We start from the raw sequence: 25,919 nt of genomic DNA on the forward strand, positions 1-25,919 counted from the left end.
GGTTGTAGCCTTGTGTACTAGGGACTAGTACGCCTTGCATATCTTTTCAGAAATGCGGCACATAGCATAAAAAAGCATTAACTGCTTAATAATCCCATTTTCATCATTGCCTCCGCAATCTGGACCGCATTGGTAGCAGCGCCTTTACGCAGGTTATCTGCTACCACCCACATATTAAGCGTGCGCGGCTGCGACTCATCGCGGCGCAGGCGGCCAACTAGTACGGCATCCTTACCATGAGCGTCTTTTGGCATTGGATATTGGTTTTGAGCTACGTCGTCAACCACTTCCACGCCATCTGTTTCGCGCAGGATGCGATACACGTCGGAAAGGTCAAATTCCCGCTCAAACTCTACGTTTACTGCCTCTGAGTGGCCACCCATCACCGGAATGCGTACGGCAGTAGCGGTTACCTGAATAGTATCGTCGCCGAGAATCTTCTTGGTTTCGCGTACCATTTTCATCTCCTCTTTGGTGTAGCCGTTGTCCTCAAACACATCGATGTGAGGTAGCACATTCAGATCGATGGGGTGGGGGTAGGCAGGATTGGAAGCGGCCTGGCCGGCGCGCTCTTCCATGAGCTGATCCACGGCTTTTTTGCCGGTGCCGGTTACGCTTTGGTAGGTGCTTACCACAATGCGCTTGATCTGGAAAGCTTCGTGCAATTGGTGCAGAGCCAACACCATCTGAATAGTAGAGCAGTTGGGATTAGCGATAATTTTATCGGCTGAAGTAAGCTCTTTGGCGTTAATTTCGGGGACGACCAACTTCTTGGTAAGGTCCATGCGCCAGGCGGAAGAGTTGTCAATAACGACAGTGCCCACTTCGGCAAAGCGTGGAGCTTGCTCCTTGGAAACGCCACCGCCAGCCGAAAAAATAGCCACTGCGGGACGGGCGGCAATGGCCGCATCCATACTCACTACCTTATATCTTTTGCCCTGAAACTCGATCTCCTGGCCTACCGACTTTTCGGAAGCTACGGGGAGTAACTCAGTGACGGGGAAGTTGCGCTCGGCCAGCACTTTCAACATTTCGCCTCCGACTAAGCCGGTGGCACCAACTACGGCGATTTTCATAAAAAATGGGTTTCTACATCTTGGCCGTACCTACGGCTTTTACACAAATATAAGCCCTTGGCAATTTGGACATCACGGTATCTTTCTTGCATAGGCGCCGCGCACCACAGGGCAAACTATAGACGGCTTATCAGACCATTGCCTAACCAGCGCCCCACTTATTTATTAGGCACCTATACCGCCGACCATAGTAAGCATGAAAGCATTCCTACTCAGTTTATTCCTTTTTATCCTAACAAACTCCGCCAACGCTCAGCTTACCGAGTCATTCACTGATGGCGATTTTGCCCAAAATCCTACTTGGACCGGCGACGAAGGTAGCTTTCAGGTAAATGCTCAACAGCTGCAAAGCAACGGCCCGGCCACTACTGGCACCACGCTTCAGCTCGCAACGGCCAGCACAGCGGCTAGAGGGGTTACGTGGGAATTCTATGCGAATCTGCGTCTAGCTACTTCGGGGGGCAATTTGGCCGATGTATGGCTCATGGCTGATCAGGCAAATTTGAAAACGACTGGTACCAAAGGGTATTTCGTGCGGCTGGGCGGCACACCGGATGAGATTAGCCTGTTTCGGCAGGACGCGACGGGTAGCCCAGTGTATGTTATCAATGGGCAGGATGGTACGCTTAAGTCCAGCACAAACAACACAGCACGCGTGCGTGTGACGCGCTCCCCACAAAACCTGTGGACATTGGAATACGACCTGACTGGGGGGCAAAATTTTACCTTAAGCGGCACGGCAACCGATGCTACCCACCAACGGAGCGCATATTTTGGTCTGCGAATTACCTACTCCTCCGCAAACAGCCGCAACTTCTACTTCGACGATTTTCGCGTCACCGATACAGTGCCACCAGCCCTGCTCAGTGCTGCGCCCACTAGCCCCAACCAGCTTGATGCGTTATTTAGCGAGGCTTTAAATGCCAGTCCCAGTGCAGCCAGCTACCGCCTTTTTACCGGACCTGCCGTGCTTGCGGCTCAGCTTGATGGAGCCAATCCGGCGCTCGTACACTTGACGCTGGGGGGCAATTTACCGTTGGGCACTAACACGCTGGAGGCCCGCAATGTGACCGATGCCAACGGTATAGTGGCCGCCGGGCCACTCACGGCTACTTTCGTAAATCAGGGGTTTGCGGTGCTTCCTGTGCCCAATCAGGTACTCATCACCGAAATAATGGCCGATGAAACACCCGTTGTAGGCCTGCCAGCGTCGGAGTACGTAGAAATTCATAACCCCACGACGGGCACGGTGCTGGACCTGGCGGGTTTGCGGCTGCTGAAGCCGGGCAGCACTACGGCCGCCGTCTTTCCAACCGGGGCCGTGCTGCTGCCGGGCGAGTACGCCGTCGTATGCGGCAGCACGCGTACTAGTCAGTTTACTGCTTTCGGTAAAGTGTTCGGGCTGACAAATTTTCCCAGCCTTTCGAATGCGGGCGACCAGCTTGTGCTGCGTGCCCGCAATGGCCAAACCTTATTTGAAATTACGTATTCGGATACTTGGTATAAGGATCTGCGCAAAAAAGAAGGCGGCTGGTCCCTGGAAATGGTAGATCCGGCAAACCCCTGTGCTGGCGGCGGTAACTGGACTGCCAGCACCGATGATAAGGGTGGCACGCCGGGCCGCGCCAATGCTGTGCAGGCAACTAACCCCGACCGCACGCCGCCCACCTTATTGCGGTCTGTGGCTCTGAATTCTACGACAGTACGCCTGTTTTTCGGGGAGAAGCTAGATAGTCTCACTAGCACGAACGTCGGGCGCTATGCCATAACACCGGCTGTGCCTATCGTGCGGGCAACGCCGCAGGGGCCCGAATTTCGGACCGTTGATTTGCTGCTTGCTACCAATTTGCCCCCCAATCAACCTTTGACCGTAGCCGTTCAGCAAGCTACTGATTGCGCTGGCAACAGCTCAGGACCCATCACCTCTGCTACTTTTGCCTTGCCGGTTACAGCCCAGGTGGGTGAGGTGGTGATTAATGAAATCCTCTTTAATCCGCGCACTGGCGGGGTCGATTTTGTGGAGCTGCTGAATCGTTCAGCCAATTATCTGGACGTGCAGGGCTGGCAGTTGGGCGTGGAGCAGCCAACGGGAAGTAGCGCAAACCCCATCAGTGCAGGACCTTATGGCTTGGCTCCTGGCCAGCTCGTGGTGCTTACTACTCGCCCCGATATTGTGCAGAACGATTATCCAACCCACGACCCAGCTGCATTCCTGGCGATGCCTAATTTTCCCAGCCTGCCCGACGACGCGGCAACTGTAATTGTGTTGGACGCGAAAGGCCAGACGATAGAGCGCTTCAGCTACAGCGAAACCCAGCATTTGCCCTTGCTCAGCGACCGTAACGGCGTATCACTGGAGCGCGTTCGGGTGGCGGAAACCAGCGTGGGGGGAAATTTTCATTCGGCGGCCAGCGCTGTTGGATACGCCACGCCCGGTCGGCCCAACTCGCAATATCAGGCCGATCCTACCGGGGCGAAGCTGTTCCAGATTGCGCCCGAAATCTTTACGCCTGACGAAGATGGCCAGCAGGACTTTACGACGCTCACCTACCGCTTCGAGTACCCCGGCTATGCTGCTTCCATCACCGTCTATGATGCCCAAGGCCGCCTGACGCGTCGGCTAGCGCGCAACGAAACGCTGCCTACCAGTGGGTATCTGCAGTGGGACGGCCTCACCGATCAGGGCCGGAAAGCTGCTATCGGACCGTATGTGCTGCTGATCGAGTTATATCGGGTGGCTGGCGGGGAAACGCATGTTTATAAGCGCAACGTGGTGTTGGGTGGCCGGCTCTAGCTAAGCGGAGTTTACCCTGTAAACAGCCTTTGTGGTCATTACTACTGCTGCGAGAGAGCGGCAGAATCCGATAAGCTTGGTGCCGTGTTTTTGCTGTAAGGCGTGGCCTTTGGTTTATATTCTGACCGTAATACCCACGAAAAATTCGTGGTCCGTGTTATGGGTGAGAGGTAATAGGGCACCCATATCAAGCTGGAGATTTTCTCCGATTTTCAGTTCTGGGCCCAAGTTGAAGGTGGCTTGCCACTCGTTTTTACGGGTATTCCAGCGGCCTACTACTTCGCCATATGCCCCCAAGGCATCACTAAAGCTGTGCTCCGTGGTGATGCTGGGCACGAACTGAAAATAATGCTGCTTGTCTTCACGGTCGTAAGCGCGGTCACCTTCCAGTTGAGTAGTGAGCTCCCAATTTTCGGCCAAATGGTAGTTGACTGGCACCACAATGCCCATTTCTGAGCCGCCAGCGCCTTCACTTCCCCCCGTAGGCAGGCGTACAAACCCCGTAACGGCCATCGCAACACGAGTTTCATCATCGTCGCCGATGAGGTTTCGCTTCAGTCGTAAGGTTACGTCACCGAACCCGCTGCGGCGTTGCTGCGGCTCATTGTGAGGCCATTCCTTTTCTATCGTATACGACTCTAGGGCAACTTGAAAATCGGTTTGGTCAGTGATACCAAGCTTGAATACGAGCGGCGCTATCTGCCACGTCCGATGGCGCTCTCCCTGCGTGCGGCCATTGAGAAGTCTCAAAAAGTCGCCTTCCACCTGAAAATGACCAGGATCGATGGTGAAAGGGCTTTCCGTAATGCCCGGCCGATCGGGGTGGAGCTCGCGCATAGAGTCGCGGGGCACGGGCCGAAATAGGGAGTAGCCATCCATCTTAGTGCCTTTCTCGGGCTTTTGGGCAAAGGCCGAAGTCAGGGGCAATAAGGCTAGCACTAGCCAGTAGAGTTTAATCATCAGTAGTAGATTAAGGCTCCAACCTGGAGCCGGCCTCATTACGCAGAAGTGGATCAGAAGATATTGTGCAGCTAATTTTTACTGCCGAATCAGCTTGGCTGGCTCTTATCTGCAGCTCATTTTGGGCGGCCGAACACGGTGTATCGCAGCCCCAGAAAGCCCCTGATGCCTTGGTTGGAGGCGTACACATAGCTCGGGTCAAACGTCAGCGCGTTCGGATTGTCGGCGGTAGCTATAGGCTGGCCCGCGGCGTCGAACTGTACTTGCTTGTCGAAAGGGTCAAAGGCGCGGGCAATAGCTGCGGAAGTAGGGCGGAAGTTGAGCAGGTTTTTTACGCCCCCATATATTTCCAGCTTGTCGCCCAGCCGCTTGGTTACCTGTATGTTCTGAATGCTGAACGTAGGCGACGAGGCCGGCCGCGGATCCTGAGATCCCAGCAAAGGCAAACGCATAGGCCCGTACACATTGCCAGTGTAATCTACACTCAGGCCAGCTTCCACGAAGCGGTAGCTCAGCGCAAACGTACCTGATATCCGCTCCGTAAGTAGCTGTCGTTGCTTCTGTTTCGTGCCTTCACCGCTCACCTGATAGACATCTAGTGCCGTGACTCCTAGAATAGCCGTCAGCGGAAAGCCAAACGTCAGATCAGCGTTCAGCGTGAGCCCCCGCGACACGGCGTGCCCGCGCAGGTTATCATAAATCAGCAGCGTCGGGTCAGAAGTATAATCGGGCGTAATCTTATTGGTGAAATAGGTGTAGAAAGCGCTGGCATCGAAGCTCAACAAGCTTTGCCCGATCGGCAGTAGACGCTGGTAGTTCAGATTGGCGTTGTAGCTGCGCTCGGGCCGCAAAGAATTGCGAATGATAACAGTGCGGGCGCCGGTGAGAGCAGCGTGGTCTTCCGTAAACACGTTCACCACCCGGTAGCCATTGCCCATACTTAGGCGAAACGTCTGGTGATCATCGGGCGAAAACTTGTAGTTGAGGCGGGGGGTGAAAATGCTGCCGTGATACGAGTTGTAATCATAGCGCAGACCCAGCAGCAAGGAGTGCTTGGAATTGAAGCGCACCTCATCCTGCACAAAGACCCCCGGCAACCAGGTGCGTTGGGGGGCATTTTTGGGTGCCAGCGAGTCGCCGGTGGCCGTGGCGGGCGTATTGTCGTCGAAGTGCGTGAGGCGCAGCGCCGAGCCCAGCAGCAATTGATGCCGACCAGCCGTATGGGCGGCGGTAAGTTGGCCAAAGGCAATATTCTGCTGCGCCTTATACACCGTAGTACCATACACCGAGTTCTGATTATGCGTATTCAGCGACGTGCTCAGCATCACCTGCGGCCCCCGAATGGGTAGCTGATACGCACTGATTACCTCCGCCCGACTCGTATAAATAGACTCGGCGTACAGACTGTCGCCACCCCGGAACTCCGGCGACCATTGCATTTGTCCGCCCCAGCGGTCCTCATATAAATAGCGCGCTGCCAGCGAAGCCACGCGCTTTTCGGGGCGAGCCAGTGTGAGCTTATCGAATACCGAGATGCGCTTGGCTAAGGCAATGTCGGTGAAGCCGTCGCCATTGGCGTCGCGGGGTGAGTCATACACAAAGCCATTGGCGCCCAGCAATGAAGTCACTTTACCTACCCGCGTCTTCAAGGCCAGATCGACATTATGCTCACCCCAACCCGTGCTAAAGGCATCGGCCGATACCTGGGGGGCTTTTTCCGGGTCGCGGGTGATGATATTGATGATGCCGCCCACCGCTTCGGAACCGTAGAGGGTTGAGGCTGGTCCTTTTACTACTTCAATGCGTTCCACGAGGCTGTTCGGAATGCCAGTTAGGCCATACACCGTACTTAGGCCGCTCACGATGGGCATGCCGTCCAGAAGCACCATGGTGTAGGGGCCTTCCAAACCATTGATATGAATATCGCCGGTGTTGCAGATGTTGCAGTTGAGCTGGGGCCGCACCCCATTTACCGTTTGCAAAGCCTCAAACACCGATGGCGTAGGGTTCTTCTTGAAGTAAGTAGGGTTGTAGACCTCCACCGGCACTGCCGATTCCAGCCGCGTTACGGGATGCAGCGTGCCCGACACAACTACCTCGCCCAACTCCTGCCCACCGCTGACTTGCAAAGTCACGTTAAGATGAGCGGTCTGGCCAGTTGTGACAGTTACGGCCCGCTCAGTGGCCTTGTAACCGATGGCACTAATCGCTAGGCGGTGGCTGCCGGGGGGCAAATTGTCGAGAGCAAAAACCCCATCCTCCATCGCCGTCGCACCCTGGGTAGTGCCCTTCACACCAATGCTGGCAAAGGGCACTGGCTTACCTTCTGCCTGTATGCGGCCGTGCACCTTGCCCGACTGCGCTACTACTTCAAGAGAAAGTAGGCAACTGAAAATCAGTAGGGAGAAGTGTTTCATGACTAAAGCGAAAAAGGAATTTAGATGGACTATTTATTTTTATTTAGATTAGTCTAAATCTGTAAACCGAAAAAAGCGCAGTTGCTTCTAGAGCAACTGCGCTTAAGGTTAACCCACAAACATCTCGAACAGTAGGTAAGCGTTCAGCGTGATGATAATAGCCGAAACCGTCCAGGCGAGGATTTTAATCAATGGGGAGTTCGTAAATACGCCCATCTTGAGCTTACTGCCCGTAAACAGTACCAAGGGCACTACTGCGAAGCTAAGTTGCAGTGAAAGAATAACTTGGCTAAGAACCAGCAGCTCGCCCGTGCCTTTCTCTCCATAAAGCACCGTAACGATAAAGGCAGGAATTACGGCAATGGCGCGGGTGATGAGACGACGCAACCAAGGCTTCAAACGGATGTGCAGAAAGCCTTCCATCACGATTTGCCCCGCCAGCGTACCCGTCAGGGTTGAGTTTTGCCCGGATGCTAGCAACGCTACAGCAAACAACACACTGGCCGCGCCCGCGCCCAGCACCGGCGCCAACAGCTTATGCGCATCGTTGATATCGGCCACGTTGAAATAGCCATTGCGATGGAACGCGGCCGCCGCCGTTACCAGAATAGCCGCATTTACGAAAAACGCGAGAAAGAGAGCCACCGTAGAGTCGATAGTGGCGAATTTAATGGCCATGCGCTTGCCCTGCTCCGTCTGCTCGATGGCACGGGTTTGCACAATGCTGGAGTGCAAATACAGGTTGTGAGGCATTACCGTAGCCCCCAGAATACCAATGGCGATGTAGAGCATGCCAGGGTCCGTCACGACTTTCGTCTGGGGTACCAAGCCAGCAGCAATACCCAGCCAATCGGGGTTAGAAGCAATAATTTCGTACAGAAAGCAGCCAAAAATCACCACGATGAGGCCCGCTACGATGCTCTCGATGATGCGGAAGCCTTTATTCTGGAAATAAAGCACCACCAACACATCCAGAATAGTAAGCACCACGCCCCACGGCAGCGGTAAGCCAAACAGCAGATTCAACGCAATGGCTGATCCGATGACCTCCGCTAAGTCGCAGGCGGCGATGGCAACTTCGCAGAGCACCCACAGCACCATCGCTACAGGCTTGGAGTAGTGGTCGCGGCAGGCCTGCGCCAGGTCGCGGCCCGTCACGATGCCCAGCTTAGCCGCCAAGTGCTGGAGCAGCATGGCAAACAGGTTGGAAATCAGGATAACCGATAGCAGCGTGTAGCCATAGCGGGCGCCGCCGGCAATATCGGTGGCCCAGTTGCCGGGGTCCATGTAGCCCACTGCCACCATGAGGCCGGGCCCCCAGAAGGCAAACAGCTTACGCCAGAAAGACGCATCGTGCGCGGGTACTTTAATGCTCGCATACACCTCCTGCAAAGAAGGGGCATGACGCGCCTGCCGCCAGCCCGGATGCTCGGAAACAGGCGGCGTGGGGGCTTTTCTATAAAATCCTTAACCGGTTGAGACACTGTATTGGTAGAAGAGTTATGCACAAAGTACGGTATTTTTAGACTAATCTAAATTTATTTTTCAATTTACCTTAACTACTGATTTTCTGTTAAAATGTTTCGTACACCGGCGAAGTAGATTTTTTAATGGATTTTTGCCCCCCGCTTTTGTGTTCAACCCCCTATGACGCTTTCTGAATCTAAGCTACGCCTTGGCATCCTGTCCCTTGTGGTAAGTGCCGTGCTGGTAGCTGTGAAGTTCTACGCCTATATGCTCACGGCCTCACAGGCCGTACTCACTGACGCCCTGGAATCCATTATCAATGTGTTTACTAGTGGGTTTGCGCTGTATAGTCTGTATTTATCAGGCTTGCCCAAAGATGAAAATCACCCTTATGGCCACGGCAAAGTAGAGTACCTATCAGTAGGGTTTGAGGGTGCTCTTATCTTGATTGCGGGCGTTTATATTTTCTACAGCGCCACGCTGGCCTTCCTAGAGCCCCATGCTATTGCCCGGCCCGACTTAGGTATGGCTTTGCTAGGCATTACGGCGCTGATAAATCTGGCCGTAGGCTTTCTGCTGATTCGGTCTGGCCGTAAGCTGAAATCGGTGGCCTTGGTGGGCGATGGGCAGCACCTGTACCTCGATGCGGTGAGTACGCTTGTCTCCTGCGTAGCCTTGCTGCTGGTGGCTGCTACGGGCAACGTATTGTTTGATGCGGGCGCGGCGCTGCTGCTGGGGGCTTTATTGTGGTAAATGGCCTGCGCATGGTGCGCCGCTCGGTGGGCGGCCTCATGGATGAGTCGGATGTGGTAATCGTGCGGGAAGTAATTGGCGAGCTACAGCAGTTTCGCCGCCCCGCCTGGATTGATGTGCACAACCTGCGCGTGTTGCGCTACGGCGCCAACCTCCACATCGACTGCCACATGACGATGCCGTATTACTTCAGCCTCGATGAAATTCATAACGAGCTAAACGATATCGAAGCCCTCATTCGCCAGCGCTTCGATGTAGATGTGGAGATGTTCGTACACGCCGACCCCTGCACCGCTACGGCGTGCGCTCACTGCCATATGTCGGAGTGCCCAGTGCGCCAGCACCCATTTAGCCAGGAAATCGGCTGGACGCTAACCAACGCCGTGAAGAACGAGCGGCACCAATTGGTAGTAGAGCAATAGCGCTACTCAATTACCAAGCGCCGCGCGTATTGCTCTGTTGCGTTACGCACCTGCACCACATACACGCCCGCTCGTAAGCCGGCCAGATTCAAACTTAACTCAGCTTGCTGGGGGGCAAATTTGGCCGTGCGCACCACGCGCCCCAGCGCATCATGAATGGTGGCGGAAGTAGCTGATGTGGGCGTAGCTGGCAGGCGCACCGCTACCGTCTGACGCGCCGGATTCGGCCAAAGGCCCAGCGCCGCGTTGCGCGCTTCAGACTTGGTACTGAGCACAAATCCCCGGTTTTCCAGGGTCACAATCTGATCGTTGCCGCTGCCGTTGCTGGTCGCCACATACACGCGGCCCGCTGGCGAGACGCACAACGCCCGCAGACGCCCATATCTATTAGCCAGAAAGTCTGGCGGCGTACTGGTCGCTATAGCGTCGCCAGTAGCGGTGAGCGGAAGCTGAACCAGCTTAGAAGCCTTCAGGGTAGCCATGAGCAGGCTTCCGCGCCACTCCGGAATGGCGGGCGAATCATAATAAGCCAACCCAGCCACAGCTAGAGTAGGGGTCCAAGTAAAAAGGGGCTCACGAACATTATTGGCGGCGCAAAAGGTAGTTTCGCTGCCGTCACATTTGCCCGGTACGTTGGGCCAGCCATAATTGCGGCCCGGCTCTATCAGGTTGATTTCATCATCAGAGTTTTCTCCATGCTCCGAGCTGTAGACACGTCCTGATGGCAAACGCACCAAGCCCTGCGCGTTGCGGTGGCCTAACGAATACACCCGGCTGCCTGGCGTAGGATTATCGGCGGGAATGCTGCCGTCTAGGTTCATGCGCAGAATCTTGCCGTTGAGTGAAGCCGGGTTCTGCGAGTCAGAGCGAAGCTGGGCATCGCCAGTGGTCATGAGCAACGTGCGGTCGGGGAGAATGAGCAGACGCGAGCCGCTGTGAGTAGTAGTGGAAGTGATGTTGCCTAGGAGCACCAGTGGGGCACTGAGCGAAGTGGTAGCCGCGTTGTAGGTATAGCGCACTACCTTTTCCTTTAGCCCATTATCATTGTAGTTATAGACGATATAGAGGTAAGGCGAAGTAGTAGCAAAATCGGGGTGAAGCACCATACCCAGCAGGCCGCTTTCGCCGGTGGGCGCCACATCTGGCACGCTCAGTAAGGGTGAAATCTGCCCTGTAGTTGGGTTTACGCGACTGATGCGTCCGCCTCGCTCCGTCATCCAGATGAAGTCATCCGGTCCCCAAATTATCTCCCACGGGATATCAAGGCCAGTCGCCAATGGAGTAGCCGAAACAGTAGTATTGCCGACAGTAAAGGTGGTGGTCTGGGCAGATACAGCAGTAGGTAGCAGACTGCTGACCAGCAACAATGAAGCGGCGAGGGTTTTCATAATATGAATAAATAAACAGCTGAAGCTGAAGGCAGTAGAGAAACTAACGAATGAATAACACATTCGGATTAGCTTCATCCTCATCGGTGAGTAATTATTTTTATTCTCCCGTACTTTCCAGTCTGCTTTTCCGCCTATCTACTCTTCTTTCACATGACGAAAAAACTACTGCCGCTGTTGGCGATTGGTGCCATCAGCTTCGGCGCGGGCGCTATGTTGCCCCGCCCCGCCGCCGATTTGCCCCCCATCACGGTACCCATGCTGCAGGCGGCGCAGGGCTTGTTAGGCCTAAATTTCACCGCTGCCCAACTCGACTCCACCCGCCGCGACCTCGAAGACAACCGCAAAGATTACGAGCAGATTCGCCAGGTGAAGCTGCCCAATAGCGTGGCGCCCACGCTCGTCTTCGACCCCGTGCCGCTTCGCCTGCGCCAAGCCATGCTACCCAAAGCCAGCAACGACTTTGGAAAATTGCCCCCCACAGCCAAAGTAAAGCTGCCCGCCAACCGCGACGATCTGGCTTTCTACACCGTGCGCCAGCTCAGTGAGCTAGTACGCACCAAACAAATTTCCTCCGAGGAGCTAACCCGGTTTTTCTTAGCCCGCCTCAAAAAATACGACCCCAAGCTGCTCTGCGTCACCACCCTGACCGAGGAACTCGCTCTACAGCAAGCCCGGGAGGCTGACAAAGAGATCAAGGCTGGCAAATACCGTGGCCCGCTGCATGGTATCCCGTTCGGTGTCAAAGATTTATTCAGCACCAAAACCTACAAAACTACTTGGGGCTCTGTGCCTTACAAAGACCAAATGCTGGACGAAGACGCGGCCGTCGTAACCCGTTTGCGCGAGGCGGGGGGCGTTTTGGTCGCCAAATTTACCCTCGGTGAATTGGCCATGGGCGACGTGTGGTACGGGGGCAAAACCCGCTCGCCCTGGAATATTACGCAGGGCAGCAGTGGCTCCTCAGCTGGCTCGGCTTCGGCAGTAGCCGCCGGGTTAGTGCCCTACGCTATTGGCACCGAAACCTTGGGCTCCATCGTAAGCCCCAGCACGGCCTGCGGGGTTACGGGTTTGCGACCCTCTTACGGGCGCATAAGTAGGGCTGGAGCCATGGCTTTGAGCTGGAGCATGGATAAAGTAGGCCCGTTGGCGCGATCGGCCGAAGATTGTGCGCTGGTGTTTGCTGCCCTGGTCGGCGCTGATGCCCGCGACCCCGCTACCACAACCATCCCGGCCGGCTTCAAGTACGCGTTCGATACCGACATCAAAAAGCTGCGGGTTGGCTATCTGAAAGCCGATTTCGACCGTGATTATCCCACGAAAGCAAACGACCAAGCTTCCCTGGAGGTAATGCGAAAACTGGGCGTGCAGCTTGTTCCGCTCGATTTGCATGACCTGCCTGATGGAGAGCTGACATTTGTGCTCGGGGCGGAGGGCGCCGCCGCCTTCGACGAGCTCACCCGCTCGGGCCGCGATGCAATGATGGTGAATCAGGGCCGGAATGCTTGGCCAAATTCGTTTCGCACCGCGCGCTTTATTCCGGCTGTAGAATACATTCAGGCTCAGCGGGTTCGGCGCCAGCTGATTGAGGAAGTAGATAAGCGCATGCAGGGGTTTGATGCGTATCTTGCACCTTCATTTGGTGGTCCTAATTTGGTTATTACCAACCTCACAGGCCATCCGGCGGTAGTAGTGCCTAATGGCTTTCGCGCCAATGGCTTGCCCAGCACCATCACGTTTGGCGGGCAGCTTTTTGAAGAAGGTAAGCTGCTAGCGTTGGTAAAAGCTTATCAAGACGCGACGGATTTTGATGAAAAACACCCCCCGCTTAACTTTTAGTAGTATTTCTTAAGGCGGTCATGCCGAGCGGCGCGAAGCATCTCGCGTGTTAACGAATCGAGTGAGTTGCGCCGCTCGGCATGACCGCCTAATAATTAACCTTACCATTTAGAGAAAATGCCTTCCAGCCTTCACCAACGCGCCGACGGCTACCTTATCTCCACCGACCCTGCCCGCTTGGACTTGGACGTTATCCACGATTTCCTAGCTAATGACTCGTACTGGGCTCGTAAAATGCCCCGCGAATTACTGGATCGGGCCATCCGAAACTCGCTCAACTTCGGCCTGTATGCTCCTGATGGTCGCCAAGCTGGCTTCGCCCGCGTTGTTACCGACCGCGCTACGTTCACTTGGCTCTGCGACGTGTTTGTGCTGCCCGAGTTTAGAGGCAAGGGCTTATCGAAATGGCTGATGGAATGCGTGTGGGCGCACCCTGATTTGCAAGGACAACGCCGTCATCTGCTGGCTACACTGGATGCGCACACGCTCTATACCCAGTTCGGATTTAGCCCTTTAGCCGAGCCAGAGCGCTTTTTGGAGATACGCTTCTCGAATCCGTACGGCGTACCCACCAGTCACTAGGTAAGGTGATGACCACCGACTTAACAGCTCATTGGCACCAGCTAACAACGCCTTTCACCCCAGATGCGGCTGTACGCACAGCTACTTTTCAGCAACTCGCCGCAGCTTATGAAGCCTCTGGGCGGCACTACCACACACTCACGCATATTCGGGCTTTGCTGCGGGCGGTAGAAGAATTTTCGCTTCCACTCAATGATATAGAGGCTGTGCAACTGGCTATCTGGTTTCATGATGCGGTGTATAACCCAATGCGAACCGATAATGAAGCCCGTAGCGCTGAGCTGGCGCGGCAATTCTTGGCGCAGACTACGTTTGATTCTGACCGAACCAACCGCGTTGCTTTTCTCATTGAGCAAACCAAGGATCACACCCAGCTTCAACCCAACGACGTGGATTTGCATTTCTTTCTGGATGCTGACTTACAGATTTTAGGCGCTCCGGAGCCAGATTACCAGCAATATGCCCAGCAAATACGGCAAGAATACTGGTTGGTGCCGGGGCCGCTCTACCGCCGAGGGCGGCGGGCGGTGCTGCAGAAAATGCTGGACACAGTAATGCTCTACCGTACCGAGTTTTTTCGCGAAAAGTTAGAAACCCGTGCCCGCCACAATTTGCGATCAGAGTTAGAAAGCTTGTAGAGGAAAGCAGATTTGCTCGCAAAAAGCCCCCGGAAGTTGAATCGGAGCTGACTTAAAGGGTAATTATCCTGTCGTTGTCTGCAACGCACGCCGCGCATGCCTGTCCTTGCCGCGGGCTTGTGTATTTTGCGGTAAGCTTTCATGTTTCATCTTTCTTACCTACCTGATGCGCGTTTCGTTCGTCGTGCGGGCGCTGGCTTTGTTGGGGCCGGTTTCTGCTGCTTTTGCTCAAACTCCTGTCGCTGCGCCGGCGGCTTCGCTCGGCCCGCTTACGGTCGAGAAAATCATGCGCGACCCGGCGCAGTGGATTGGTACGGCTCCTTCTAACATTTACTGGGGTGAGGATGGTAAGCGCATCTACTTTAACTGGAACCCCGACAAGAACCGGCGCGATTCGCTGTATGCCGTAGCGCCCAGCGGTGGCGCACCCCGCAAAATCAGCTTTCGCGACCAGCTAAATTTGCCCCCCAACACGGGTGTCTACGACCAAAAGTTTGCTCGCAAGGTGTATGAGAAGGAGGGCGACATTTATTTGCTCGACCTGAAAACCAATAAGGTGCGGCGCGTGACCAATACGGCCGAGCGCGAATCGGATGCGGCTTTTGCACTGCAAGGCCAGCTCGTGAGCTATACGCGGGGGGCAATTTGTTTACCTGGAACCCCGTCAATGGCGAAACCGTGCAGCGCACCGATTTTCGCAAGGGTAACAACCCCGCGAAGGGCTCGCCAACGGATCAGTCGGAGAAGTATCTGAAGGCGCAGCAGTTAGCGTTATTCCAGGTGATTAAGCAGCGCGACCAAGACCAGCAGGATCGGCAGCGCGTGCAGAAAGCGTTGAATAAGCTGCGGCCAAAGGCTATTTATCTGGGTCTGAAAACGGTACGTAACCTCCAACTCAGCCCTGATGGTCGCTTCGTAACCTACTCGATGGTGCAGGAGCCGGGCAGCGAAAAAGTGGCTATCGTGCCCAGTTTCGTAACGGCTTCGGGCTTTACCGAGGACTTGTCCACGCGTACCAAAGTAGGCGCGCCTCAAACCGCTATGGAGTTGGGTATCTATGACATAGGCCGCGACACGACCTTCGTGCTGGGCTACCGCGACCTGAAGGGCTTGGACGAAATGCCTGCGTATCGCAAAGAGTATCAGCTGAAAGCCAAAGCTCCAACAACGGCTACTGATTCAACAAAAGCCTCGGCGAAGAAAAGCGAAAAGCCCGCTACGGAGCTGCGCCGCGTAGCCCCTTTTGGGCCGTTTTGGTCTGACAACGGCGAGCGGGCCTTTTTAGTAATGCGCTCATCCGATAACAAGGACCGTTGGATTGTAGCTCTTGATCCAACCACGCAGAAAATCACGTTGCTGGACCGGCAGCGCGACGAGGCCTGGATCAGCGGCCCTGGCATCGGCAATGGAGCTGGTAATGTGGGCTGGCTACCGGATAACAAGCGCGTGTGGTTCCAGAGCGAGGAGAGTGGCTACTCGCACCTGTATACCGTGGACGTAACCAATCAGCAGCGTAAGGCCTTGACCAGCGGCAAGTTCGAGATTCAGAAAGCCGAACTTTCTAAGGATAAAAAGACGTGGTATCTCTCGGCCAACAAAACGCACCCTGGCGAGCAGCACTTCTACCGTATGCCAGTATCTGGGGGGCAAATGACGCAGATTACAACCCTGCCCGGCGCGCATGAGGTCACCGTTTCACCCGACGAGAAGACACTGGCCGTGCGCTATAGCTACTCAAATAAACCTTGGGAGCTGTTTGTGATGGACAATAAGCCGGGCGCCAAAATGCGTCAGCTTACCAACTCACTTACTTCTGAGTTCAAAAGCTACGCCTGGCGCGATCCGGAAGTCATCACCATCAAAGCCCGCGACGGGGCCGACGTGTATGCGCGCCTCTATCGTCCGGCCAATGCCGTAGCCCAAGGCCCGGCCGTGATTTTTGTGCACGGGGCCGGCTATTTGCAAAACGCGCACAAGTGGTGGAGTCAGTACTCACGCGAGTACATGTTCCATAACCTGCTGGCCGACCAAGGCTACACGGTGCTCGATATTGACTACCGCGGCTCCAGTGGCTACGGCCGCGACGTGCGGACGGGTATCTACCGCTTTATGGGTGGCAAAGACCTCACCGACCACGTGGATGGCGCGAAGCTGCTGACGGAGAAATATGGCGTTAGTCCGCAGCGTATTGGCATTTACGGTGGTTCGTACGGCGGCTTCATCACCCTCATGGCCATGTTCACGGAGCCGGAGGTGTTCAAAGCCGGTGCTGCCCTCCGCTCCGTTACCGATTGGGCCCACTACAATCACGGCTACACCGACAACATCCTCAACGAACCCTACAACGACTCTATCGCCTACGCTCGGTCTTCGCCCATCTACCACGCTGAAGGTTTAAAAGGAGCTTTGCTAATGTGTCACGGCATGGTTGATACGAATGTGCATTTCCAGGACATTGTGCGTCTCACCCAGCGCCTCATCGAGTTGAAGAAAGAGAATTGGGAACTCGCCGTATATCCCGTAGAGGACCACGGTTTCGTAGAGCCCAGCTCCTGGACCGATGAGTATAAGCGGATTCTGAAGCTTTTTAATACCAATCTGAAGCCAACCGCGCCGGCAAGCAGTAGCAGTGGTGGAGAATAATTTACCATAAAAAAGCCCCCAGACACAATCTGGGGGGCTTTTTTAGGACACTACAACTGCCGTGTTAGTGAGAAGCCGCTATAGGAGTATCCATTTGGGGTGAAACCCTGCAATGGCACCAGTGAAAATCCTTTGCCATTGCGTTTTACCTTGTGTAAGTGTGGCACCAAGATGCCCGCCCCGGCACCTACTGCATAGCCCAGTAAGTTATCAGAAAGGAAGTGTTTACCCGCCCGTAACCGCAGGTAGCCTACCGTGGCAGGTACTGCCGCCGCTGCCGCCCACACATAAGGACGGGCCGCAGAGTTTGGGTGAAAATCATTGAATACTTTGGCCGCAAAGAAAGTAGCCGTAGCCGTAGCAGCCGTGTGGCCAGCAAAAAAGGAGTTGGTAGAGTTGCGGTTGCTGCGCTGGTTTAGGTCGAGAGCAGTATTGTAAGCCAAGGGCCGACTGCGCTCTACCAACGCCACAGTCGACGTGAATAGCGTACCCGTTACTGCCAACGTCTGGATGTAAAGCGCTCCTATTTGGCCGAATTTCTTATTCATATCCCTGTCCAGAAGGAGGAGGGCTACGGGGGCAGCTAGCGAACCATAGAAAGGGTAGTCGCTGACACGCTTGGCGTTCTCACTATAATAGCCGGCCGAAAAACGGTCGAAGCGATTCACATTTTCTTGGCGCAGCGCGTAGGCTTCACCTTCTGTAAGCCCATCTTTTTTCTGCATACCGTTTAGCCCGATGGCTGTTCCGAGGAGCAGGGCGCCGGTGATAGGGGCATCAATGCCAACGTCGGTGCGGTAGGGTGAGCGTTGCTGACCAAAGCCAGAAGATGCGCTAAAAAGCGTAAGCAAGACAAAAAGTGAACGGATGCTATTTCTCATGTGGGAAGGCATAAAAGGCTGAATTGGCTACCCAAACGCAGAGTTTAAGTAAAAGTTGGCTGTCTGATTTTGGTGAATAACGCTTGGGGGCATTTTATAGTAATTATTTCCTTCATCATTTTCCGTTAGCTTTGCCGCTGCTGCGCCATAGCGCACTGCTACATTTATTTTTCACCGACGACGTTCTATTCCGACGCTGATGTCCTACTTGTTCACTTCCGAGTCTGTTTCGGAGGGCCACCCAGATAAAGTTGCCGATCAAATTTCTGATGCCATTCTCGACGAGTTTCTTCGTCAGGACCCCGATTCTAAGGTTGCTTGCGAAACGCTGGTAACCACTGGCTTAGTGGTAGTAGCCGGCGAAGTGAAATCCAAGGCTTACGTAGATGTGCAATCAGTTGCCCGCAACGTAATTCGGCGCATTGGTTACACCAAGGCTGAGTATAAGTTCGAAGCTGAGAGCTGCGGCATTTTATCGGCCCTGCACGAGCAATCTCCCGACATCAACCAAGGCGTGGAGCGTCAAAGCCCCGAGGAGCAGGGTGCCGGCGACCAGGGAATGATGTTTGGCTACGCTACCCGCGAAACCGACAATTATATGCCGCTGGCGCTGGATCTGTCGCACCGTCTGCTGCGTGAGTTGGCTGCTATCCGCAAGGGTGGTAAAGAAATGACCTATCTGCGCCCCGATGCTAAGTCGCAGGTAACCATTCGCTACGCCGACGACAACACTCCCGAGGCCATCGATACCATCGTAGTCAGCACCCAGCACGATGACTTCGATGAGTCGGAAGCAGGCATGCTAAAGTGCATTTCGGAGGATATCCGCAATATTCTGATTCCGCGTGTGAAAGCTGGCCTGAGCGCCGATGTGCAGCGGCTCTTCACCGATCAGATCACTTATCACATTAATCCTACTGGCAAATTCGTTATCGGCGGTCCCCACGGCGATTCCGGCCTGACGGGTCGCAAGATCATTGTAGATACCTACGGTGGCAAAGGTGCTCACGGCGGGGGGCTTTTTCGGGCAAAGACTCCTCGAAAGTTGACCGCTCAGCAGCGTATGCGGCGCGCCATATCGCCAAAAACCTAGTGGCTGCTGGCGTTGCCGACCAAGTGCTTGTGCAGGTAGCGTACGCTATCGGTGTAGCCCAGCCAGTTGGCCTCTACGTGACTACGTACGGTACTACTAAAGTGAACGGCAGCAACGGCTTGCTTACGGATGGTGAAATTGCTGATAAGGTGAACAAGCTGTTCGACATGCGTCCGTTTGCTATCGTACAGCGCTTCGGCCTCCAGAATCCTATCTTTGGCGAAACTGCTGCATACGGCCATATGGGCCGTGAAGCTGGCACTACTGAAGTGAAGCTTGGCAACGGCGAAACCCGTACGTTTGAAACCTTCACTTGGGAAAAACTAGATTACGTAGAGAAAATTAAAGCCGAATTTGGTCTGTAAGCCAAACAACCACCCGCGTTAAATAATAAGGGCGCCCTTCCTCAGTGGAAGGGCGCCCTTATGTTTGTATTTCAATCAGCTCTAATGGCTGGTTAGCTTCTCTTTATGCTTTTTTATCTGACGACGTAAACCCTCAGCCGCCTCGTCGGTAGCTGCCTCGAAGGTAGCCGCATCCGCTTGGCTGAACAGCGTACTGCCTGGCACTAGTACTTTGAGTTCAACGGTCTTGTTGTCAATACCGTCCTTATTGTTCAGCTTCATGATAACCTCGCCTTCGGTTACACGATCGTAGAAGGTTTCGAGCTTATCGAGACGCTTCTGGATGAAATCAAGTAGGCTCTGGTCGGCGGTGAAATGCACCGAATGCATCTGTACTTTCATCGGAAATAGGGGTTTGGTAAATAGAAAGGAAAACACTCAACTAGTTACTTAAGCCTTCGGATGGGCTTTGTCAAAGACGGATTTGAGCTTGTCGATAGACAAGTGGGTATACACCTGCGTAGCTGCCAGATTTGCATGACCTAATAACTCTTTAATAGCGTTCAGGTCAGCGCCTTTACTGAGTAGATGCGTAGCAAATGAGTGCCGCAGCACGTGTGGGTGCTGTTGTGATGAGGCGGTGGTAATCTGACTTAAATACTGCTTCACGGTGCGATACACGAGTTTTTCGTACAGAGGCTCTAGCTTATCTGTAACGAGGAGAAAACCGCGGGCGTTGTCGGGAGAAGCAAATTCAGCTTGCTTGCGCGCTATATAGCTTTCCAGCGCTATATGAAGCGTCGGGTTTAGAGGCACTACCCGCTGTTTGTTGCCTTTGCCCGTTACCCGCACTGTACGGCTTGCTAAGCTAAGGTCGTCATGACGAATCCCAATGAGTTCCGAAAGGCGAATGCCGGTGCCGTAGAGCAACTCCAGAATAAGTTGATCACGAGAGCCAACAAATGAATCAGCAAACTTAAAGCTGTTTAGTAGGCCGTTTAGGGCGTCTTCTGGTACAAAGTCAGGAAGCTTCTTAGCCGTTTTGGGCGAAGTAATGCGTAGCATCGGATTACGCTGAATAGCGCCCGTACGCAACAAGTACTTGTAATAGGAGCGAAGGCAGGCGATTTTACGGTTTACCGTACGTGGATCACGCTGCTGCTGCATCAACTCCACTATCCAGGAGCGGATGAGGGTATGATCAGCCTGCGCCGGTTCCGACATTTCATAGGTAGCCAGTAAATACTCAGCGAACTGTCGAAGATCGGTTTGGTAAGAAAGAACCGTGTGTGGACTGAAGCGCCGCTCAAACCGCAGATAGTCAAAAAATAAATTCATATACAGAGGTTTAGCCGCTGGGGGCAATTATCCAATGTAAGAATTTAAATCGGAACTTTTGGACGCGAAAAAACCGGCTGATTCGCTTGTGTAAGCAAATCAGCCGGTTATCACGAAAAGCTTAATAAGCTAAACGTTAGTAATTCTCAGTAGCGTACATGGTCTGCTTGTACACAGCTTTCTCTCTCTGCTTACGCTTCGTGATGGAAGGCTTTTGGAAGAACGTACGACGACGCAATTCCTTTAGCACACCCGTGCGCTCGAATTTTTTCTTGAAACGCTTCAGAGCCCGGTCAACCGACTCGTTGTCTTTGATTTGAACGATGATCATATATGCAGTGGAGTTGAAAACTTTCTATTAAGGGGGGCAAAGATAACCACAGATTTTGAAGATTTAAAAATGCTTACGCAGATTCCTAATCAACAGCTATGAGAGCCCTGAAAGAATAGAACCAATAAAGTCTATTTCAGAAGTGTGCGAGCAATAACCAGTTTTTGAATTTCGGAAGTGCCTTCACCTATAGTGCATAGCTTGGAATCGCGATAATACTTCTCTGCTGGGTAATCCTTGGTGTAGCCATAGCCGCCAAAAATCTGCACGCCTTCATTAGCAGCCCGTACGCATACCTCTGAGGCATAAAGCTTAGCCATAGCCGATTCCTGCGTTACATTCAAACCACGGTCCTTCATATCAGCAGCGCGGTAGGTAAGCAAGGCAGCAGCCTCAATTTCAGTAGCCATATCAGCTAACTTGAACGCAATGCCCTGAAAGTTGGAAATAGGCTGGTTGAATTGGTGGCGTTCCTTAGAATACTGAGTAGCTGCCTCAAAAGCCCCCTGCGCAATACCTAAGCTTAGTGCTGCAATAGAAATTCGCCCCCCATCAAGCACTTTCATCGACTGAATAAAGCCTTCACCTACTTCGCCCAAGATATTCTCTTTCGGTACGCGACAGTCGGTAAAGATTAGCTCAGTAGTCTCGGAAGCGCGCATACCTAGCTTATCCTCCTTACGCCCGTGCGTGAAGCCCTCGGTAGGCTTCTCAATTACAAATGCTGTCATACCATGCGAATCACCCACCTCGCCGGTGCGGGCAATAACAACGGCGATATTGCTACTCTTACCATGGGTAATGAAGTTTTTTGCTCCATTTAGGACGTAGTAATCACCATCCTCAACGGCTACTGTGCGCATATTGCCAGCGTCAGAGCCCGTATTAGGCTCCGTTAAGCCCCAAGCGCCAATCCATTCAGCCGAAGCTAACCTAGGAAGCCACTTGCGCTTTTGCTCTTCTGATCCGAATTGAAGAATATGACCGGTGCAAAGAGAGTTATGAGCTGCCATCGATAGGCCAATGCTACCATCAATCTTGGCCAGTTCGGCTATCGCAGTCACATACTCAACGTAGCCAAAGCCAGAACCACCATACTCCTGCGGTACTAGTACGCCCATCAGGCCTAAATCACCTAGTTGCTTAAATACGTCGATGGGAAATTCTTGGCTTTCGTCCCATTTCATCATGTGAGGCTTGATGTGGGTCGCGCCAAAGTCGCGCACCATCTGGGCAATCATTGTCTGGTTCTCGGTAGCTACTAATTCCATGGGTGGGGATGGGATTTGGGTGGGTGGTAATGGCATAACCAGCAAGAGCCGGTTTTGGGTTCGCAAAAGTAGTGCTTTGCTTTAAGAGAAGGTGCTTTATAAAGTATCGTATACAGCCCCGATTTTGAAAGGGTGTGCTTATTCGGTTACTTTGAAGGTTTATCGGGAAAAATTAAGCTTGTATTCGGCTGTTTTCCCGGCACTATTTCATCTGTCTCTGGCTTTTTTGGCCCGCATGCTACATCCCATCTTTCGCCGCCTGCTATCTATTGGGTTGCTAGGCTTATCGGTTCTGTTGTCGTTTTCCTGCACGACTTCTAAGATATACCGCCAAAATGTACTATTTCGTTTAGAAGGTACAACAATCGATACTGCCAGATTACGCACGACCATAAATAGGACCGAACGTAACTACATCATTCAGTCCAATGATTATCTGGATGTGCGAGTATATACCAACAAAGGTGAGCGAATACTCGATCCCAACGGGGAATTACCATTCGGCAATCCTGGCGGACTAAGAGGTGCTACAACCCGGCCGGGAGCCGGTACACGCACCACGACAGCCCAACAAGGTTCTGGCGGTACCACAAGTGGCGGTTCTGAGTTCCTTGTGCAAGACGATGGCATCGTGAAGCTGCCGATGGTAGAGAATGTGAAGCTAAGTGGCTACACGCTCTTAGAGGCTGATAGTGTATTGCAGGTAGCTTATAGTCAATACTATGAGCAGCCTTTCGTCGTGACACGGGTTACTAATAACCGTATCATTGTACTTGGTGCTGTTGGCGGTACAGGTGGTCAGGTCATTCCGATGACCAATGACAATATGAACTTGATTGAGGTGTTGGCTATAGCCGGGGGCATTGATGGGGGGCAATAGGAACGGGTGGAAATCGGGTAGGACGTACAACTAACATCCGTCTCATTCGAGGAGATTTGAAGAACCCGCAGATACAAGTCATTGACTTGTCTACGTTTGAGGGAATGCGCCGTGCAAATCTGCAGGTGGAACCCAATGATATAGTTTATGTTGAGCCTGTACGACGACCATTCTATGAGGCCTTAACAGATGCTGGTCCAGTATTTGGGCTTGTAACCAGTCTCATAAGTGTTTTAAGCACACTGTATATCATAACAAGAGTCTATAACAATTAAGCTTGTTTTTTTGCTGACAATAAGCTTGTTCCCTTCAACCAATAGAATGCCCTGATGGCAGCGAAAGAAGAAACTGAGCTGGAAGAAATGATCCGCAATGCGGGTGGTATGGAAGCGGAAGAAAAAGAGGATGCTGGTGATGGGTTAGACTTCACCACCCTTCTTCAGGTAGCCCGCAAAAGCTTGCCCTGGATTGCCTTACTAATTGCTTTAGGCCTGACGGGCGCATGGCTGTTTTTGCGTTATACAAAGCCTGTGTATCAGTCTTCATCTGTAATAAAGATCGATGAAAGAACAGAGGCCGGATTATTGGGTATGGGTCCTGTTGGTGGCGCGGTGGAGAAGCGTCAGGAGCTGGCTAATCTTTCAGGTGAGGTAGAATTAATCAAATCCAATTTGATCTATCGCCGCTTAAAAGACTCCTTAGCCCTCGACGTCAATTACTATGTGGAAGGCACTGTGCTGGAGTCAGAACTGTATAAAAGGTCTCCCTTCAAAGTTGCGTATGCTATTAAAGACCCCGCGTTTTATAACCGGAAGCTGAATGTTAGTTTCATTAGTCCTACTCAATTTCGATTGAGTTACTTGGAGGATAAAGAAGAAGTAAGTGGTGACTATGCTGTAGGTCAACCTATTAACCTTCCTGGTATCAGCTTAAAGCTGACTACTGATTCCGCCTTCTTCGACGCGAGTGCATTAGAAGCACAGTTTTACTTTATCATTCTCGATGATGGATCGGTGAATGGCTACTTGAATAAGAATATCTCAGTTGAGATTGTTAATCCTGAAGCTCATACTGTTGAGATATCGTTTGCTGATTTCAATCCTTTAAAAGCGCAGGATATTGTCAATAAAATTGACACAGTTTACTTACAGGAAAAGCTAGCGCAGAAGAAGGAAGCATCCGAGAAAAGCTTGCGCTTTTTGGGCGAGCAGACGGATGTGACGAACAACAAATTGCAGCAGGCAGAAGATAATTTGCAGTCTTTCGCGCGCGAAAACAAAACGTACGATGTACGGGGCGATGCTACTACGGTAATTGCTAAGATAGCAGACCAAGAAGAGAAAAGGCAAGAACTACTACAAAGGCAAGGGTTGTTAGAAGATCTGGCGCGCCTAGTAGAGCAGGATCAGATAACTAGTAATGAGGATTCCACAGTTGCTCAAAGTATACCAGGGCTGGCTGAATTAGAAGATAATCGCTTGATGCAGGAAATTGAAGCCCTAAACGATCAGCAATGGGACCTTCGTCGAGTATTGCGCTCCTATAAAGAAACGACAGAAGCTGTAAAGCAAAGGCGTGTTCAGTTAGATTTTACGAAGAACACTATTCGTCGCCTATTAGAGCAAAATAAACAACTCCTGCAGGAGCAGATAAATAAAATGAACCGTCAGCGTGATGAGCTTAGTGATAAGCTTGAAAGACTGCCGGAGAAGGCAACACAACAAGCACGCCTGCAACGTCCGTTCGAACTCTACGAAAAGACATATGTGAGTTTGATAAACCGGGAGCTAGAATTCCGGATTGGTCAGGCTGGTACGACGGCTGATTTTCAGATTCTATCACCTGCTAGCTTACCAAGTCAACCTATTTCGCCCGTGCGAGCCATGGTGTATGCTATTGGTCTGGCGGGGGGCATTGTGCTAGGGCTTGGATTAATTGCAGTACGATACTTTCTGCACGATACTGTAACAAATACGCGTGAGTTGGAGCGTATGACCTCAGCAGCAGTGCTCGGCGTAATTCCAACATACGATAAGGAAAAGATGACAGTGTCAAAGCTGGTGGTGGACAAAAACCCTAAATCCGCCATTTCGGAGTCTATTCGCTCTATTCGTACTAATCTGGATTTTATAGGATCATCGCGAAAGAAGCGCATTATATCGGTTACATCAACCGTATCTGGTGAGGGTAAAACCTTTGTTACAGTGAATCTGGCCGGGATTATTGCTTTGTCGGAACAGCGGGTTGTAATTCTTGACCTCGATATGCGAAAGCCAAAAGTTAACCTAGCTTTTGGTACCGAGAATGTACGGGGCATCAGTACTATTCTGATTGAGAAGCATACTGTAGAAGAGTGTATCCAGCATACTGATATTCCTACACTGGACTTCATCTCAGCTGGCCCTACACCACCAAACCCATCTGAGCTCATTCTAAACCCCAAGTTTGATGAGCTATTAGCCGAATTACATCAGCACTACGACGTAATTCTGATTGATACGCCGCCCGTTGGCCTGGTAACTGATGGTATCCTCATTATGCGAAAGGCTGATATTCCGCTTTATATCGTGCGAGCAGGCTATTCCAAGAAAGCCTTCCTGAAGAATATCAATAAGCTAATGCGGACGAATAACTTCACTCGCCTCAGCACTATTCTAAACGACGCCAGCACTACTGGTCTTGCTGGTTATGGCTACGGGTATGGCTATGGGTATGGCCATGGCTATTACGACGAGCCGACGCCACCCAAAGGAATAATTAGCCGCCTCAAGCAACGTATTTCCTAGAAATCTGCTTTCTCTT

20 protein-coding genes and 1 pseudogene are annotated in these 25,919 nt (G+C 52.7%); 11 read left to right on the plus strand and 10 right to left on the minus strand.

Annotated features, from left to right (window positions below):
• Nucleotides 1–77: 77 nt before the first annotated feature.
• Nucleotides 78–1,076, minus strand: a complete 999-nt coding sequence (locus EPD59_RS03550; protein WP_133271589.1) for an aspartate-semialdehyde dehydrogenase — start codon at nucleotides 1,074–1,076, stop codon at nucleotides 78–80.
• Between the two features lie 196 nt (nucleotides 1,077–1,272).
• Between EPD59_RS03550 and EPD59_RS03555 the strand changes: the two genes are divergently transcribed.
• Nucleotides 1,273–3,870, plus strand: coding sequence for a lamin tail domain-containing protein (locus EPD59_RS03555; protein ID WP_133271590.1), 2,598 nt, complete (start codon nucleotides 1,273–1,275; stop codon nucleotides 3,868–3,870).
• Between the two features lie 114 nt (nucleotides 3,871–3,984).
• Here the strand turns inward: EPD59_RS03555 and EPD59_RS03560 are convergent, their stop codons facing one another.
• The 3 genes from EPD59_RS03560 to EPD59_RS03570 form a co-directional block, all read right to left on the minus strand.
• Nucleotides 3,985–4,830, minus strand: coding sequence for a transporter (locus EPD59_RS03560; protein ID WP_165963464.1), 846 nt, complete (start codon nucleotides 4,828–4,830; stop codon nucleotides 3,985–3,987).
• A gap of 116 nt (nucleotides 4,831–4,946) precedes the next feature.
• The gene (locus EPD59_RS03565; protein WP_133271592.1) at nucleotides 4,947–7,247 is read right to left on the minus strand and encodes a TonB-dependent receptor; all 2,301 of its coding nucleotides are present in this window, start codon (nucleotides 7,245–7,247) and stop codon (nucleotides 4,947–4,949) included.
• Between the two features lie 108 nt (nucleotides 7,248–7,355).
• Nucleotides 7,356–8,639, minus strand: coding sequence for an Nramp family divalent metal transporter (locus EPD59_RS03570; protein WP_133271593.1), 1,284 nt, complete (start codon nucleotides 8,637–8,639; stop codon nucleotides 7,356–7,358).
• 255 nt (nucleotides 8,640–8,894) lie between these two features.
• On the opposite strand from EPD59_RS03570, the gene EPD59_RS22190 reads away from it, so the two are divergent.
• Complete coding sequence (locus EPD59_RS22190) at nucleotides 8,895–9,467, plus strand: cation diffusion facilitator family transporter (protein WP_240731605.1); 573 nt, start codon at nucleotides 8,895–8,897, stop codon at nucleotides 9,465–9,467.
• Complete coding sequence (locus EPD59_RS22195) at nucleotides 9,461–9,889, plus strand: cation diffusion facilitator family transporter (RefSeq protein WP_240731606.1); 429 nt, start codon at nucleotides 9,461–9,463, stop codon at nucleotides 9,887–9,889. Before EPD59_RS22190 ends, EPD59_RS22195 begins: the two co-directional genes overlap by 7 nt.
• Nucleotides 9,890–9,891: 2 nt before the next feature.
• On the opposite strand, the gene EPD59_RS03580 is transcribed toward EPD59_RS22195, so the two are convergent.
• Complete coding sequence (locus tag EPD59_RS03580; protein WP_165963465.1) at nucleotides 9,892–11,277, minus strand: PQQ-dependent sugar dehydrogenase; 1,386 nt, start codon at nucleotides 11,275–11,277, stop codon at nucleotides 9,892–9,894.
• Nucleotides 11,278–11,430: 153 nt separating this feature from the next.
• Between EPD59_RS03580 and EPD59_RS03585 the strand changes: the two genes are divergently transcribed.
• The 5 genes from EPD59_RS03585 to EPD59_RS03600 all read left to right on the plus strand — a co-directional run bounded on the left by EPD59_RS03585 (nucleotide 11,431) and on the right by EPD59_RS03600 (nucleotide 16,979).
• On the plus strand, nucleotides 11,431–13,116 hold the full coding sequence (locus tag EPD59_RS03585) for an amidase (protein WP_133271595.1): 1,686 nt from the start codon (nucleotides 11,431–11,433) through the stop codon (nucleotides 13,114–13,116).
• A 117-nt stretch (nucleotides 13,117–13,233) separates the two neighbouring features.
• Nucleotides 13,234–13,698 carry a GNAT family N-acetyltransferase gene (locus tag EPD59_RS03590; RefSeq protein WP_133271596.1) on the plus strand — a complete coding sequence of 155 codons (465 nt, stop codon included), beginning with the start codon at nucleotides 13,234–13,236 and terminating at the stop codon, nucleotides 13,696–13,698.
• An 8-nt stretch (nucleotides 13,699–13,706) separates the two neighbouring features.
• Nucleotides 13,707–14,336 (plus strand): HD domain-containing protein, encoded by a 630-nt coding sequence (locus tag EPD59_RS03595; protein WP_133271597.1) that lies wholly within the window; start codon nucleotides 13,707–13,709, stop codon nucleotides 14,334–14,336.
• 166 nt (nucleotides 14,337–14,502) lie between these two features.
• Nucleotides 14,503–15,090 (plus strand): hypothetical protein, encoded by a 588-nt coding sequence (locus EPD59_RS22200; RefSeq protein ID WP_240731607.1) that lies wholly within the window; start codon nucleotides 14,503–14,505, stop codon nucleotides 15,088–15,090.
• Nucleotides 14,982–16,979, plus strand: a complete 1,998-nt coding sequence (locus EPD59_RS03600) for a S9 family peptidase (protein WP_240731608.1) — start codon at nucleotides 14,982–14,984, stop codon at nucleotides 16,977–16,979. The genes EPD59_RS22200 and EPD59_RS03600 overlap by 109 nt, the downstream gene beginning before the upstream one ends.
• Nucleotides 16,980–17,029: 50 nt before the next feature.
• Here EPD59_RS03600 and EPD59_RS03605 read toward each other — a convergent pair whose 3' ends face one another.
• A complete protein-coding gene (locus EPD59_RS03605) occupies nucleotides 17,030–17,830 on the minus strand; it encodes a phosphatase PAP2 family protein (protein ID WP_240731609.1) in 801 nt (266 codons plus the stop codon).
• A 229-nt stretch (nucleotides 17,831–18,059) separates the two neighbouring features.
• On the opposite strand from EPD59_RS03605, the pseudogene metK reads away from it, so the two are divergent.
• Nucleotides 18,060–19,318: pseudogene (gene metK / locus EPD59_RS03610) on the plus strand (methionine adenosyltransferase).
• A gap of 81 nt (nucleotides 19,319–19,399) precedes the next feature.
• Here the strand turns inward: metK and hpf are convergent.
• The 4 genes from hpf to EPD59_RS03630 form a co-directional block, all read right to left on the minus strand.
• Nucleotides 19,400–19,699 (minus strand): ribosome hibernation-promoting factor, HPF/YfiA family, encoded by a 300-nt coding sequence (gene hpf / locus EPD59_RS03615; RefSeq protein ID WP_084445783.1) that lies wholly within the window; start codon nucleotides 19,697–19,699, stop codon nucleotides 19,400–19,402.
• A gap of 48 nt (nucleotides 19,700–19,747) precedes the next feature.
• Entirely contained in the window at nucleotides 19,748–20,635 is an 888-nt protein-coding gene (locus tag EPD59_RS03620) for a tyrosine-type recombinase/integrase (protein ID WP_133271599.1), read from the minus strand.
• 136 nt (nucleotides 20,636–20,771) lie between these two features.
• Complete coding sequence (gene rpsU / locus EPD59_RS03625; RefSeq protein ID WP_084445790.1) at nucleotides 20,772–20,966, minus strand: 30S ribosomal protein S21; 195 nt, start codon at nucleotides 20,964–20,966, stop codon at nucleotides 20,772–20,774.
• 131 nt (nucleotides 20,967–21,097) lie between these two features.
• Entirely contained in the window at nucleotides 21,098–22,237 is a 1,140-nt protein-coding gene (locus EPD59_RS03630) for an acyl-CoA dehydrogenase (protein ID WP_133271600.1), read from the minus strand.
• Nucleotides 22,238–22,472: 235 nt separating this feature from the next.
• Here EPD59_RS03630 and EPD59_RS03635 point away from each other — a divergent pair, with 235 nt between their 5' ends.
• Nucleotides 22,473–23,117 carry a polysaccharide biosynthesis/export family protein gene (locus EPD59_RS03635; RefSeq protein WP_240731610.1) on the plus strand — a complete coding sequence of 215 codons (645 nt, stop codon included), beginning with the start codon at nucleotides 22,473–22,475 and terminating at the stop codon, nucleotides 23,115–23,117.
• 329 nt (nucleotides 23,118–23,446) lie between these two features.
• The gene (locus tag EPD59_RS03640; RefSeq protein ID WP_133271601.1) at nucleotides 23,447–25,903 is read left to right on the plus strand and encodes a GumC family protein; all 2,457 of its coding nucleotides are present in this window, start codon (nucleotides 23,447–23,449) and stop codon (nucleotides 25,901–25,903) included.
• The last annotated feature ends 16 nt before the right edge of the window (nucleotides 25,904–25,919 follow it).

The sequence above is a fragment of the Hymenobacter radiodurans genome (assembly GCF_004355185.1).
Taxonomy (GTDB): Bacteria; Bacteroidota; Bacteroidia; order Cytophagales; family Hymenobacteraceae; genus Hymenobacter; species Hymenobacter radiodurans.

Excerpts from the sequence above, each read along its gene's own strand:
- EPD59_RS22200 (WP_240731607.1), top strand. The coding sequence starts at position 14,503 with ATGCGCGTTTCGTTCGTCGTGCGGGCGCTGGCTTTGTTGGGGCCGGTT.
- EPD59_RS03565 (WP_133271592.1), bottom strand. The coding sequence starts at position 7,247 with ATGAAACACTTCTCCCTACTGATTTTCAGTTGCCTACTTTCTCTTGAA.
- rpsU (WP_084445790.1), bottom strand. The coding sequence starts at position 20,966 with ATGATCATCGTTCAAATCAAAGACAACGAGTCGGTTGACCGGGCTCTG.
- EPD59_RS03630 (WP_133271600.1), bottom strand. The coding sequence starts at position 22,237 with ATGGAATTAGTAGCTACCGAGAACCAGACAATGATTGCCCAGATGGTG.
- EPD59_RS03585 (WP_133271595.1), top strand. The coding sequence starts at position 11,431 with ATGACGAAAAAACTACTGCCGCTGTTGGCGATTGGTGCCATCAGCTTC.
- EPD59_RS03640 (WP_133271601.1), top strand. The coding sequence starts at position 23,447 with ATGGCAGCGAAAGAAGAAACTGAGCTGGAAGAAATGATCCGCAATGCG.
- EPD59_RS03595 (WP_133271597.1), top strand. The coding sequence starts at position 13,707 with ATGACCACCGACTTAACAGCTCATTGGCACCAGCTAACAACGCCTTTC.
- hpf (WP_084445783.1), bottom strand. The coding sequence starts at position 19,699 with ATGAAAGTACAGATGCATTCGGTGCATTTCACCGCCGACCAGAGCCTA.
- EPD59_RS03620 (WP_133271599.1), bottom strand. The coding sequence starts at position 20,635 with ATGAATTTATTTTTTGACTATCTGCGGTTTGAGCGGCGCTTCAGTCCA.
- EPD59_RS03560 (WP_165963464.1), bottom strand. The coding sequence starts at position 4,830 with ATGATTAAACTCTACTGGCTAGTGCTAGCCTTATTGCCCCTGACTTCG.
- EPD59_RS03590 (WP_133271596.1), top strand. The coding sequence starts at position 13,234 with ATGCCTTCCAGCCTTCACCAACGCGCCGACGGCTACCTTATCTCCACC.
- EPD59_RS22190 (WP_240731605.1), top strand. The coding sequence starts at position 8,895 with ATGACGCTTTCTGAATCTAAGCTACGCCTTGGCATCCTGTCCCTTGTG.
- EPD59_RS03555 (WP_133271590.1), top strand. The coding sequence starts at position 1,273 with ATGAAAGCATTCCTACTCAGTTTATTCCTTTTTATCCTAACAAACTCC.
- EPD59_RS03550 (WP_133271589.1), bottom strand. The coding sequence starts at position 1,076 with ATGAAAATCGCCGTAGTTGGTGCCACCGGCTTAGTCGGAGGCGAAATG.
- EPD59_RS03580 (WP_165963465.1), bottom strand. The coding sequence starts at position 11,277 with ATGAAAACCCTCGCCGCTTCATTGTTGCTGGTCAGCAGTCTGCTACCT.
- EPD59_RS03635 (WP_240731610.1), top strand. The coding sequence starts at position 22,473 with ATGCTACATCCCATCTTTCGCCGCCTGCTATCTATTGGGTTGCTAGGC.